The sequence below is a fragment of the Nocardia terrae genome (assembly GCF_009760405.1).
Classification (GTDB): domain Bacteria; phylum Actinomycetota; class Actinomycetes; order Mycobacteriales; family Mycobacteriaceae; genus Nocardia; species Nocardia terrae.
The window spans coordinates 205,657-217,891 of record NZ_WRPP01000010.1; the positions used below are offsets into that span (position 1 = coordinate 205,657).

Below are 12,235 nucleotides of genomic sequence, written 5' to 3' on the forward strand. Positions count from 1 at the left end.
AGGCCGTGATCGAGCGGACGTCCCCTGTCCGACGACTGTCCCACATGAAGCGGTGGACTTATATTCTGCCGGTCGTCGTCTTCATCTACGTCATCTGTTACATCGACCGCACGAACATCAGTTTCGCCCTGCCACACCTGAAAACGGATATGCATCTCACCGGCGCACAGCAGGGCCTGGCCAGCGGCATCTTCTTCTGGGGCTACCTACTGTTGCAGATTCCCGGCGGCTACATGGCCGAGCGATGGAGCGCCCGGCAGTGGATCGCCATCCTGATGGTGTTGTGGAGTATCGCAGCCATGGCTTCGGGCCTGACCAATTCGGTCGGCCAGCTGCTGTTAGCGCGATTTCTCCTAGGCGTCGCCGAGGGCGGCGTCCAGCCCGCACTCATGACCACCATCCGCGCCTGGTTCCCCTTCGCCGAAAGAAGCCGGGCCTTCGCAATATTCAAGCTCTACACCCCGATCGCCGCGATCGTCGCCGCACCGTTCTCCGGCATCATCCTCACCTACTTCGACTGGCGATGGATGTTCATCATCCAGGGCGGCGCTCCGCTCATCGTCGGCCTCATCGCGTGGCTGGCGATCGTGCGCGACACCCCGGCCAAGGCGAAATGGCTCTCACCGACCGAACGCGACTACATCGAGACCGCCCGCATACAGGAGGGCGAGCAACTGCAGTCGCGGGGAACGTTCAAGGCGGCGTTCACCTCCCGCATCGTCTGGCACTTCGCCCTCATCTACACCCTCACCCAGATGGGCCTGCTCGGACTGACCCTATGGATGCCCAGCGTGCTCAAAAAAGCGTTCCACACCGACCTCAAGGTCGGCATGGTGGCAATCCTGCCGCAGATCGCGGCCGGCGCGGCCATCATCCTGGTCGGACGGTCGGCCGATCGCCGGGGCGGCCACATCGCGCACATGTCGGTGGTCCTCGGTTCGGCGGCCCTGATCCTGGCGGGCGCGAGTCTGGTGTCCGCGGACCAGAAGTGGATCGTGCTGCTGGCCATGATCTTCGGCACGGCGGCGTCCATCGCCTGGTACGGACCCTTCTGGGCGACGGTCACCAAGCTCACGCCGGTGGCCGCGGCCGGGGCCGGCATGGGATTGATCAATGGCGTGGGCAATCTGGGGAGCTTCTTCGGACCGTATGTCGGCGGCTGGCTCAGCGACCTCAGCGGCGGCGGATACGCGCTGACGCAGGTGTTCTTCGGAGTCGTCTTCGGGGTCGCGGCCCTGCTGGTGCTCACCCTGCGCAAGCAGCTGCGGGCGGCGACACAGGGCGCAGCGGTAACCGTGACCGAGGCCAGGCAGCCGATGACCGTGGACAACAAGGACTTTCAATGACAATGATCGATGACCACACCGTGGCGGCCGACGCCACGGAGACGAGCGGAAAGCTCGAGCAGGCACTCCGCGCCGTCATGGACGGCGAGGTCGCCTTCGACGACTACACCCGGCATCTGTTCTCCCGTGACGCCAGCATGTACTCGATCACCCCACTGGGCGTGGCCTTTCCGCGCCACGCGGAAGATGTCGCCGCCGCGGTGAAGGTGGCCGCCGAGCTCGGAGTGCCGATCGTGGCCCGCGGTGCGGGGACCAGCCTGGCCGGGCAGACCGTGGGACCCGGCCTGGTGCTGGACATGTCGCGGCACTTGAACCGCATCATCATCGACGCCGAGACCCGCACCGCGCTGGTCGAGGTCGGGGTGGTGCAGGACCAGCTCAACAAGGCAGCGGCCGCGCACGGCCTGATGTTCGGGCCCGACACCTCGACCAGCAACCGGGCCACCATCGGCGGGATGATCGGAAACAATTCCGCCGGAAGCGGTTCGCTCACCTACGGCATGACCATCGATCACGTCCGGGCGCTGGATGTGGTGCTCGCCGACGGGTCGCGGGCACGGCTCGAGCCCATCGACGACGCCGAACGGCAACGGCGCGCGACAGCGGACACCCTCGAGGGACGGATCTATCGGGAACTGCCGGACCTTGTCCGCGCCAACGAGGAGGTCATCCGGTCCGGGATGCCGCTGTTCTGGCGGCGAGCCGGAGGCTATCGGCTCGATCGACTGGTCGGATTCGGGAAGGGCGCCCCCTTCGATCTGGCCAAGTTCGTGGTCGGAGCCGAGGGCACGCTGGTGATCGCGACCCATGCGCTGGTGGATCTGATTCCCCGGCCCGCCCACACCGTCTACGCCGTCGGCCATTTCGACGACACGCACAGCGCCATCGCCGCCACCACCGACGCCCTGAGCTGCGATCCGCATCAGGTCGAGCTGATGGATCGCACCATCCTCGAACTGTCACGGCAGAAGATCGAGTACGCGGACCTGGGCACTATTCTGGTCGGCGATCCGGGCGCACTGCTGTTCGTGTCCTTCAGCGGTGACGACGAGGTGGCCCTGGTCGCGAAACTCGATGAGCTCGAGGCACTCTGGCGGCGCTCGGGGCACGGCTATCACACCCTGCGGGCGGTGACGCCCGCCGATCAGAAGGCGCTGCTCAAGGTCCGCAAATCCAGCCTAGGGCTCCTCATGGCCGCCGGTGAGGGCACCCGCCGGCCCCTGGCGTTCGTCGAGGACACCGCCGTCGACCCGGTCCACCTGGCCGCGTACACCAAGCGGTTCAAGGAGATTCTCGACGAACACCACATGGAGGCGGGCTTCTACGGACACTGCTCGGTGGGCTGCCTGCACATCCGGCCGTTCGTTGACCTCACCGACCCCGAGCAGGTGACGCGCATGCGGGCGGTCGCCGAGGCGGTGAAGGATCTCGTCGCCGAATACGGCGGAGTGAACTCCAGCGAGCACGGTGACGGCCTGGCCCGCAGCGAGTTCAATCGCGAGATCTTCGGCGAGGAACTCTACGAGGCCATGCGAAAGGTCAAGCAGCTGTTCGATCCAGCCGGAATCATGAACCCCGGCAAGATCGTGGACGCCGCGCCCATGACCGAGAATCTGCGCGACCGCGACGCCCTGCCGCCCGCACCGCCGCTGACCACGAAGCTGACCTTCGAGGTCGTCGGCGGGATGCGCGGTGCGGCGGACCGCTGCATGAACATCGGCCTGTGCCGCAAGGCCGGGCCGGGCGTGATGTGCCCGTCCTACATCGCGACCATGAACGAGGAACACGCCACCCGCGGCCGCGCCAACGCCTTGGTCAAAGCGCTCTCCGAACCGGATCCCCATGTCGCGCTGGGCGATGAGCGACTGCACGAGATCCTCGACCTGTGCCTGATGTGCAAGGCGTGCAAGAGCGAATGCCCGATGAGCGTGGACATGGCCTCACTCAAGGCCGAAACGCTCGCGCATCACCACGAGATCCACGGAACACCCTTGCGTTCACGGCTTTTCGGGTCGATTCGCTCGCTCAACCGGCTCGGCTCGGCGACCGCTCCGCTGTCGAACCTGTCCGGCCGCAGTTGGCTGCTGCGCCGCGCGCTGGACAAGACCCTCGGTATCGCGGCGGCCCGCCCGCTGCCGGTGTTCCAGCGGCGCAACCTGATTCGCTGGTTCGCCCGCCGGAACGCGGCCGGAGCGCCCGCGCCGCTGGGGACGGTGAACTGGCTCGCCGACTCGTTCACCACCTTCACCGAGCCGCACATCGGGCAGGCCGCCATCGAACTGCTGGAGCGGGCAGGGTGGCAGGTGGAGCTGGCCTCCGGGGGCTGCTGCGGGCGGTCGAGCATGTCGAAGGGACTGCTCGACGACGCCAAGAAGAAGGCCGGGGGACTGGTCGATTCGCTGGCGCACACCACCGTCCCGGGCTCGCCGATCGTCGGATGCGAGCCGTCGTGCGTGTTCATGCTGCGCGACGAGAACAACGCCTTGATGCCGGACTCCGCGGCGGTACGCGAGGTGGCGGCCCGGGTATGCCAGGTGGAGGAACTGCTCGTCGAAGCCATCGACGCCGGGCGGCTGCGGCTGCGCGCGGATTCGCCGTTGGCCGGGCGGCGCATCGTGTTCCACGGCCACTGTCATCAGAAGGCCGAGGTCGGCACCGCCGCCACCATGGCGTTGCTGCGCCGCATCCCCGGCGTCATCGTCGAGGAGATCGATTCCGGGTGCTGCGGCATGGCCGGATCGTTCGGCTTCGAATCCGAGCACTACGAGATGTCCCTCGCGGTCGGCGAGGATCGATTGTTCCCGGCCTTGGCCGCCGAACCGGCCGACACCATCGTGGCCGCGACCGGCGTCTCCTGCCGCCAGCAGATCTTCCACGGGGCCGGGCGCACGGCCTGGCATCCGGTCGAGCTGGTGCGGGAAGCGCTGGCGGAGAACGGGTAACGGGATGCGGATCGTTCGATACGCGGTCGACGGGCGAATCGGGCGCGGCGTCGTGCTCGGGGATTCGGTGCACGAATTCTCCTGGGGCGACACCGAACCCGGCGCGCTCGTGGCCCGTACCACGGAGCTGGAACTGCTGGCCCCGTGCCTGCCGCGCACCATCGTGTGCGCGGGCAGCAATTATCGCGGCCACCTCGCGGTGCAGGGCCGGACCCTGCCCGAGCAGCCGTCACTGTTCCTGAAGTCCCCCAACGCGATCACCGGCCCGGACACCTCGATCCGGCGACCCGGAGACGTGCGGCGACTCGAGTACGAGGGCGAGCTGGCCGTGGTCATCGGGCGCACCGCGCGCCGGGTACCGGTCGAGCACGCGGGGGAGTACGTGCTCGGATACACCTGCGCCAACGACGTCACCGCCCATGATTGGCGCTCCGACGGTCAATGGGCGCGGGCCAAGAGCGCCGACACCTTCTGCCCGCTGGGCCCCTGGATCGAGACCGATATCCGCGAGCCGTCCGACCTGCACATCACCACCCGGGTGGGCGGCCGGGTGGTGCAATCGGAATCGACCTCGGACATGGTGTTCGGCGTCGGCAGACTGCTCGCCTATGTCACCCGATGGATCACCCTGCAGCCCGGTGACGTCCTGCTGACCGGGAGCCCCGCCGGTGTGGGAGCGCTGCTGCCAAGTGATGTGGTCGAGGTGGAGATCAGCGGCATCGGCGTGCTGCGCAACACCGTGGTGGAGCGTGGATAACGCCTGATCGAAACTCGCGTCGTCAGCGGAGTGAAGTTCCTACCCTAGGAAAGGCGGGGATGCCGATGTAGATAGGGGCCGATCCGATGAAAAATACACGCGCACTTCGGAATGCGGTCCGCACGACAGTGGTGTGCGCGCTCGTGGCATGCACGTCGGTCATCGCCTCGAGCGCGCACGCCCACGGCGCGTACCTCGATCGGATCGAACAGCGCGGTCCCAACGAGCTGGCGATCTACGTCTATTCGGCGGCCATGGATCGCGTCATCGAACAGGACGTCCTGATACCCGACGGCGGCAGCGCGGGCCGGCCGACGGCGTATCTGCTCATCGGTGCGGTCGCCGAAGGCCAGGACGTCGACTGGCCGACCAAGACCGACCTGCTGCGGTTCGCGCCGGGCACCGGCGTCAACGTGGTCATTCCCCACGGCGGGGCCGCCACCTATTACACCGACTGGCAGCGCGACGACCCCAACCTCGGCCGGAACAAATGGACCACGTATCTGACCTCCGAACTGCCCGGGATCATCGACGCCGCCCTGCGCGATTCCGGACGCAATGCGATTGTCGGACTGTCGATGTCGAGCACCTCGGCGCTGGCGCTCACCGAGACGGCCCCGGATCTGTACGAAGCCGTCGGCGCGTTCAGCGGATGCGCGGAGACCAGCACTCCGCTCGGACAGGAGTACGTGAAGCTGACCACCGAGAAGGGCGGCGGGACCGTCGAGAACATGTGGGGTCCGCTCGACGGCCCCGGCTGGCCCGCGAATGATCCGCTCCTGCACGCGGATCGGTTGCGCGGCCACACCATCTACATCTCGAGCGGCACCGGGATCCCCGACGGTCACGACACGCTGAGCGACTACCGGATCGACGGCGATCAGAACCTGCTGACGACCCAGATCGTCGAGGGCGGCGCGATCGAGTTCGCGACCAGCCAGTGCACCCGGCATCTCGCGGCTCGGTTGTCCGATCTCGGTATCCCCGCGCTGTATCGGCCGCATCCGGGCACCCACTCGTGGGGCTACTGGCAGGACGACCTGCACGCGTTCTGGCCGGTCATGGCGGCGGCCATCGGCGCATGAACGGCCTCAGCCCAGCCCGGACAGCACGGCTTTGACCTGCGGGAAGTCGATGTAGGTGTCCTTGCGCTCCACCAATCCGGCGGAGTCGACGGTGACGATGTCGAGGCAGTCGTAGCGGATCGGGTGCGGTCGCCCGCTCGCATCGGTGAGCACCGCCGTGAGCGTCCAATCCAGGACCCAGTGCCGCTCGCCGATCAGCAGCCGGTGCACGTCGAAGCCGAATTCCGGCCATTGCCGGAACATTTCGGCGAAGGCGTCGCGGACGGCGGGACGGCCGTGGATCGGCCGGGCGCCGGAATGCAGCCAGAACTGGGTGTCGGGGGTGTGCAGCGCGATGATGGCGTCGGCGTCGTGGGCCGACCACGCCGCGGCGTAGGTGTCGAAGACGGTGGCCGGATCGAGTGTCGTGGTCATGGGGAAATCCATTCCGCGGGAGAACTATTCGATGGTGTAGACGCGGTAGGCGATGTGCGTTCGGGACAGCTCGGCGAAACCGACATTGACGGTGCCGTTGAGCCACGAGTACTGCTCGGCTCCGGTTTCGAAGACCGGGAGGGTGCGCGCGCGGATGTCCTCGCCGCGCAGGGTCTCCCCGGCCATATACCGTTGCATCGCGGCCGGATCGGTGAGAGCGACCCGGCCGGTGGCCGTCAGGTACAGGTATTCGCCGTCGTCGGTCCGCAGGGTGGCCCGGACGTCGAGCCGGCAGATCAGGTCCTTGCCCATGGTGAGCCAGTCGCCGCCGCCGGGCCGGATCGCGCCCCGCAGCCTGGGGCCCGAGAAGGTCCCCTGTGCGGCGACGGCGATCAATCGGAACGCGGCGGGCGTCCGGAATATTTGTGTCTCTTGGAATTTCAGGTTGATGTCCATCAGGTGTTCGACGCCCAGAGTCGACCGGACCGGCCCCTCCAGCACTCCCGAAGCACCTCGCGTGGTGCTAGCTGACATGAGTCAACTATAGCCAGCTAGGGCGCGGATCCCAAGGGTGGGATCGGCGTGGGTATCAGTTGCGGGACTCGACCGGATCCGGCCGGGTCTGGAGCTGGGTGCGGCGCAGCCAGAACGCGGTCGCGGCGAACAACGCGAGCGTCAGCCAGATATAGGCGTTGTGGTCGAAGACCGCGAAGGGGCCGCGGCCGGGGAGGTCGAACACGCTGCCGTAGTGCAGGTCGACCAGGTCCATGACGCCGCCCGAGGTGACGGCGAAGGTCACCAGCAGGCCCGCCAGCGTGGGCAGGTTGCGGTAGCGGATCGCCAAGTGGGCCAGGTAGATCAGCAGCGGTGCCAGCCACACCCAGTGGTGGATCCAGCTGTACGGGGAGACGACGGTGCTGGTGAGACCGCACAGGGTCACCGCGGCCAGTTCGTGGCCGGTGGCCCAGAGCCGGCGGGCCAGCAGCAGGCAGACCACGGCGATCGCGATCGCGGCCGCCAGCCACAGCAATTGCCACGCCCCCGTCGCGCCCAAGGCGCGCGCGATCATTCCGCGCAACGATTCGTTCTGCGGATTCTCCGGGACCCCGACGCGGGTCGGGTCGGCGAACGCGCCGCTCCAGAAGGTCAGCGAATCCCTCGGCAGCACCGCCAGACCCACGACCATGGTGGCGGCCAGCGCGCCGATCGCGGTGCCGGCGGCCCGGAATCGACGCGTCACCAGCAGGTAGACCACGAAGAACACCGGGGTGAGCTTGATTCCGGCGGCGACGCCGGTCATCGCACCCTTCCAGCGGGAGGAGTCCGGCAGCGCCATATCGGCCAGCACGAGCAGCAGCAGGAGGATATTGACCTGGCCGAACGCCTCGGTCTCGCGAATCGGCTCACACAGCAACAGCATCGCGGCCACGGACGGGCCCACGATCAGCAGCCGCCGGTCGAAACGGTAGCCGAGCACCGACAATGCCGCCCAGACCGAACCGGTCAGGAGCGCGAAATTGCCGAGCCCGCCGACCCAGGTGAACACCGATCCGTGCAGAAACGCCAATGGCGCGAACATGACTGCGGCGAAGGGCGTGTAGACGAATTCGAACACCCCGCGCGTGTGACCGCGCAACGGGCTGTCATATACGGAGATACCGTCGACCACACGTTCGGCGGCGACCTGGTAGGCCCCCAGATCGACCAGGTGCAGCATCATGCGCGGCGCGGCCGCCACCTGCCCGAGGTAATACCATCCGGCCAGCGCGCCCAGCACCGCCACACCCCACGTCACCACCAGCGGGATCGAACGCCGCTGCGGCGCAGCCTCTCGTGTGACTGTGACCTGGTCGAACGCCGATACCGGCATACTCACCCCCGTGTAGTGGGCTTCCCGATTGCCCGCCCCACCGTAGTAACCCCGCTGCCGGATTGCCACTCGGCGCTCATGCCGAATACCAACCGGTCCCGGCTGATTGCGCGCCGATTCGCTTGGTGCGCAATCATTTTCAAGTAGTCGATCACCGTGTAGCGGACAATCACGGAAATGTACGATTACCACCTCGATTGGAAATACGCGGCGGCTCCCGAGAAGCATCCGCGTCCGCAACCGTGCGGATACATGATCGGTTTGCAGCTCGACGCGGCGACCACGCTGGCGGCGGATCTCATCACCCCGGCGACCTACACCGGCGTCCCGAAATATCCGGGAATCGGCACCGCGTACGATCCCGCCAACAACCAGATGCGGACCTGCGGAATCATCGAAAGCCTGCACTGGGACGGCCAGACGACGGGCACGCTCGACGTCAGCTTCTTCGTGACTTCGCCCAACCAGCAAGCGCTACACCAGGCGCTGCGGGACGCCAAAGCCGCGATGCCGATCTCGAATTTCCAGTTCTGGGTGGTCGGCTACGAGTACCCGACCAAATCCAAGCCGGGCACCTGGTACGAAATGGCCTATCCGATCGGACCGTCCAACGAGAAGTCGGGAGCCGTGCACGGCCGGGTGAACCACACCGGCGCCATGCTCGATTTCACAGTCTCCGATGTTCCCACCCCGGTCGACCCGACGGGGGTGAAGATGTTCGCCATCAGCATGCGGATGCTCCCGGCCGTGAACACCGCCTTCACCATGTTCGAGGCCACCTCTCCGACCGACAGCCGGGAACTCGTCTGGGGCAAGACCGCGCAGTGACGCTCGAGGAAGCATGACGAGCTTGCCGGTGGCGCGGTTGTCCTCCATGTAGCGATGGGCCTCGGCGATATCGTCCAGGCGGAAGACGCGGTCGACGTTGGGGCGGTAGACACCGGCCTCGACCTCGCGCACGACCCGCTGCAGGAGGGCCGTCTCACCTTTGTAGCTGTCGCTGTGAAAAGCGGTGAGCTTGGTGCCGGGCGGGATCATGGCGATCGGTTCGAAGTCGGGGATCAGCCACCCGCTCAACGAGCCCGACACGCACACGGTCCCACCGCGCCGGACCAGCCGCAGCGAATCCGCCAGGGTGGCCGAGCCGACCAGATCCAGCACGTAATCCGGTCCCTCGGGCCAGAATTCGCGGATGGTCTCGGCCGGAGATCCGCCGTCGTCGAGAAGCACATGATCGACACCCGCGCCGGTCAGGGCAGCGGCCTTGCCCGGCTGGCGGGTCGTGGCGGCGATATCGAGACCGTAGCCGGAGGCGATCGATGCGGCCGCCATTCCCACCGACGACGTCCCGCCGCGGATCAGCAGGCGGGACCGATCACCGGGCGCGACGCCCAGCGCGTCCATTGCGCCCTGCGCGGTCAGGTAGGTCTCGGGCAGGGCCGCCAGCACCTCCCAGGGCAGCTCGGTTTCGATCGGCATGAGCAGGGAATTGGGCAGCAGGGCGTATTCGGCGTAGCCGCCATCGAATTCGCGGCCCATCTCGCCCATGACCGCGGCGACGGTGGTCCCTTCCGGCAGGCGGGGATCGGTCGAGGCAGCCACGGTACCGACGCATTCGATGCCGAGCACGCGCGGGAATCGCACGCTCGGCGAATGCCCTTGCCGGGTCCGCAATTCCGACCGGTTCAGGCCCGCGCCCATCACCCGCACCAGACTCCAGCCCTCGCGCACGCGGGGCACCGGCAGCTCACGGACCTCCAGCACCTCGGGTCCGCCCGCGGCGACACAGATCGCGGCTCGCATTGTCGTGCTCACGTTTTCGATCATTCGTCCACTCTCACCGAGTGCGGGCCTGGCGAGCTACCGATAGACTGCCAAGCTATGCCCGCTCGCCGCCAAACCTCCGATACCGTCCCGGTCTCGCGGTTATGGGCGTCGGGCGGGGCGCATCTGTGGCCGTCCGGGGGTGCCAGCACCGGGCATTCCCATCCGCGCGGGCACCTGGTGTACGCCGCGCGCGGCGTGCTGTCGGTGCACACCGAGACCGGCACGTCGATCGTGCCCGCCAATCGAATCGCCTGGACGCCAGCGGGATTCGCACACTATCACCGCGCGCACGGCGACACCGACATGCGCATCCTGTTCCTGCCCCCGTCCCAGGCCCGGCTCGCGCCGGATCGGCCCGCCGTCTTCGCGGTCTCCGATCTCGCCCGCGAACTGATCCTGACCCTCACCGGCCCCGGCAATTACGACGGCACCGCACGCGCCTACGATCCCGCGGCACAGTCCCGCATGCGCCGCGTCCTCGTCGACGAACTCGACCGGGCCCAGGAAAATCCCCTTCACCTGCCCGAACCCCACGACGACCGCCTGCGCGCGATCGCCCGCAGGCTCTACGACACCCCGGCCGACAACACCGCCCTGGCCGATCTGGGTCGCGCGATCGGCGCCAGCTCACGCACCCTGAGCCGCCTGTTCCAGTCGGAACTGGGAATGACCTTCTACGAGTGGCGAACCCAGCTCCGCGTCTACCACGCCCTCATCCTTCTGGCCGAAGGCCACGACACCACCCACACCGCCCACGCCTGCGGCTGGTCCAACCCCAGCCACTTCATCGCCGCCTTCACCAACCTGGTCGGCGCCACCCCGGGCCGCTACCGAGCCGGCCGAGGATCGCCGTAGCGGCGCTCGGCAGCGGGCGCTGTTCCGGTACGGGGTCCGGCGTCGGCGCCGTTCAGTTCGTGCGGTCGGCCCAGCCGGGCGGCAGGTCGGAGGGGGCGCAGGCGATGGCGGATTCGTCGTCGGGGCCGACGTTCTCGATGAAGGTGATCTCGGCGAATTCGGGGACCACGTAGATCGGGTAGGTCGGGCCCTGGTCGCGGTAGGCGCGCATCTGGTCCAGGTGATCGTTCTGGAACAGCACGGTGCGTTCTCCGTGGGTGCGGATCCAGTCGGGGAAGAAGATGACCCCGTGCAGGCGGCGCTTGCCGGGCAGGATGTTCACGCACACCGAGGTGCCGGTCGGCTCGGTCCACGACACCTTGAAGCAGTCGTCGTCGATCTGCACCAGATCCACCTGCTGATCCTTGACCCAGCGCCCGCCGACGTGGCCGGTGTGGATCCGGTAATCGATGGTGTGGTCGTTCTTGACGTACATCTCGTACTGCCAGCCGTTGCCGTAGGTGTAGATGAAGCGGTGACCGACGAAACCCGAAAGGTCCTGCGGCGGAACCGGATTCTCCACGGTGGTGACGAACTCGCCGTTGTCGCGCATGATGCTGCCTCCGAACATTGTCACGTGGATGTAGTTTTGTGACAAAACTGTTTTGTCAGAAAACTGTATACCATGCGAGACTGAGCGCATGACCACCGCCGACGCCGCCATCGCACGCCACCTGAGCGGGCTGCTCGGGCCGCTGCGCCGCGCCGTGCTGCGCCGGACCCGCGCGGCGGCCGGACTGCCCGACCTCCCCGATGCCCAGATCGAACTGCTGCGCGCGCTGACCGCCACCGGCTCGGCCACGCCGAAGGAGCTCGCCGATCGGCTGCGCATGGCGCCGTCGACGATCAGCAATCTGGTGCGCGCCATGACCGGTGCGCACCTGATCACTCGCACGGCCTCCGAAACCGATCTGCGCGTGGTGCATCTGGCCCCGTCGGCCCTGGCGCGCGATCTGCTCGACCGCTACGACAGCGCCAGCGCGCAGACCCTGCAGGCGGCGATCGACGCCCTTCCCCCGGCCGACCGCAAGACCCTGCGAGCCGCCCTGCCCGCGCTGACCCGACTCCTGGCCGAGCTGGAACGCTCCTGACCAGCAGTC

General features: G+C 67.5%; 11 protein-coding genes. 6 read left to right on the forward strand and 5 right to left on the reverse strand.

The genetic code is table 11. The features are described from left to right. Positions 1-44 precede the first annotated feature (44 nt). From GPX89_RS36710 to GPX89_RS36725, 4 genes are all read left to right on the forward strand, one after another. Positions 45-1,346, forward strand: a complete 1,302-nt coding sequence (locus GPX89_RS36710; RefSeq protein WP_207710609.1) for an MFS transporter — start codon at positions 45-47, stop codon at positions 1,344-1,346. Next, positions 1,343-4,288: an FAD-binding and (Fe-S)-binding domain-containing protein gene (locus GPX89_RS36715; protein WP_235948923.1), complete on the forward strand. Its 2,946-nt coding sequence runs from the start codon at positions 1,343-1,345 to the stop codon at positions 4,286-4,288. The genes GPX89_RS36710 and GPX89_RS36715 overlap by 4 nt, the downstream gene beginning before the upstream one ends. Positions 4,289-4,292: 4 nt before the next feature. Next, positions 4,293-5,045: a fumarylacetoacetate hydrolase family protein gene (locus GPX89_RS36720; protein ID WP_157392327.1), complete on the forward strand. Its 753-nt coding sequence runs from the start codon at positions 4,293-4,295 to the stop codon at positions 5,043-5,045. Between the two features lie 86 nt (positions 5,046-5,131). Beyond that, on the forward strand, positions 5,132-6,130 hold the full coding sequence (locus GPX89_RS36725) for an alpha/beta hydrolase (protein ID WP_407939537.1): 999 nt from the start codon (positions 5,132-5,134) through the stop codon (positions 6,128-6,130). A 6-nt stretch (positions 6,131-6,136) separates the two neighbouring features. Here the strand turns inward: GPX89_RS36725 and GPX89_RS36730 are convergent, their stop codons facing one another. The 4 genes from GPX89_RS36730 to GPX89_RS46085 form a co-directional block, all read right to left on the reverse strand. Continuing rightward, positions 6,137-6,544 (reverse strand): nuclear transport factor 2 family protein, encoded by a 408-nt coding sequence (locus tag GPX89_RS36730; protein ID WP_157392329.1) that lies wholly within the window; start codon positions 6,542-6,544, stop codon positions 6,137-6,139. 24 nt (positions 6,545-6,568) lie between these two features. Further along, the gene (locus GPX89_RS36735; protein WP_157392330.1) at positions 6,569-7,078 is read right to left on the reverse strand and encodes a DUF3237 domain-containing protein; all 510 of its coding nucleotides are present in this window, start codon (positions 7,076-7,078) and stop codon (positions 6,569-6,571) included. A gap of 55 nt (positions 7,079-7,133) precedes the next feature. Then, positions 7,134-8,483, reverse strand: a complete 1,350-nt coding sequence (locus GPX89_RS36740; protein ID WP_328602720.1) for a glycosyltransferase 87 family protein — start codon at positions 8,481-8,483, stop codon at positions 7,134-7,136. A gap of 405 nt (positions 8,484-8,888) precedes the next feature. Further along, the gene (locus GPX89_RS46085; RefSeq protein WP_198347767.1) at positions 8,889-10,229 is read right to left on the reverse strand and encodes a zinc-binding dehydrogenase; all 1,341 of its coding nucleotides are present in this window, start codon (positions 10,227-10,229) and stop codon (positions 8,889-8,891) included. 66 nt (positions 10,230-10,295) lie between these two features. Here GPX89_RS46085 and GPX89_RS36750 point away from each other — a divergent pair, with 66 nt between their 5' ends. Beyond that, positions 10,296-11,096, forward strand: a complete 801-nt coding sequence (locus GPX89_RS36750) for an AraC family transcriptional regulator (RefSeq protein ID WP_157392332.1) — start codon at positions 10,296-10,298, stop codon at positions 11,094-11,096. A gap of 52 nt (positions 11,097-11,148) precedes the next feature. On the opposite strand, the gene GPX89_RS36755 is transcribed toward GPX89_RS36750, so the two are convergent. Further along, complete coding sequence (locus tag GPX89_RS36755; protein ID WP_407939542.1) at positions 11,149-11,706, reverse strand: phenolic acid decarboxylase; 558 nt, start codon at positions 11,704-11,706, stop codon at positions 11,149-11,151. Positions 11,707-11,776: 70 nt separating this feature from the next. Here GPX89_RS36755 and GPX89_RS36760 point away from each other — a divergent pair, with 70 nt between their 5' ends. Continuing rightward, positions 11,777-12,226, forward strand: a complete 450-nt coding sequence (locus GPX89_RS36760) for a MarR family winged helix-turn-helix transcriptional regulator (RefSeq protein ID WP_157392333.1) — start codon at positions 11,777-11,779, stop codon at positions 12,224-12,226. The last annotated feature ends 9 nt before the right edge of the window (positions 12,227-12,235 follow it).

What these genes read in the sequence shown, in the direction of transcription:
- GPX89_RS36710 (WP_207710609.1), top strand. Translation starts at nt 45, where the DNA reads ATGAAGCGGTGGACTTATATTCTGCCGGTCGTCGTCTTCATCTACGTC.
- GPX89_RS36715 (WP_235948923.1), top strand. Translation starts at nt 1,343, where the DNA reads ATGACAATGATCGATGACCACACCGTGGCGGCCGACGCCACGGAGACG.
- GPX89_RS36720 (WP_157392327.1), top strand. Translation starts at nt 4,293, where the DNA reads ATGCGGATCGTTCGATACGCGGTCGACGGGCGAATCGGGCGCGGCGTC.
- GPX89_RS36725 (WP_407939537.1), top strand. Translation starts at nt 5,132, where the DNA reads ATGAAAAATACACGCGCACTTCGGAATGCGGTCCGCACGACAGTGGTG.
- GPX89_RS36730 (WP_157392329.1), bottom strand. Translation starts at nt 6,544, where the DNA reads ATGACCACGACACTCGATCCGGCCACCGTCTTCGACACCTACGCCGCG.
- GPX89_RS36735 (WP_157392330.1), bottom strand. Translation starts at nt 7,078, where the DNA reads ATGTCAGCTAGCACCACGCGAGGTGCTTCGGGAGTGCTGGAGGGGCCG.
- GPX89_RS36750 (WP_157392332.1), top strand. Translation starts at nt 10,296, where the DNA reads ATGCCCGCTCGCCGCCAAACCTCCGATACCGTCCCGGTCTCGCGGTTA.
- GPX89_RS36755 (WP_407939542.1), bottom strand. Translation starts at nt 11,706, where the DNA reads ATGTTCGGAGGCAGCATCATGCGCGACAACGGCGAGTTCGTCACCACC.
- GPX89_RS36760 (WP_157392333.1), top strand. Translation starts at nt 11,777, where the DNA reads ATGACCACCGCCGACGCCGCCATCGCACGCCACCTGAGCGGGCTGCTC.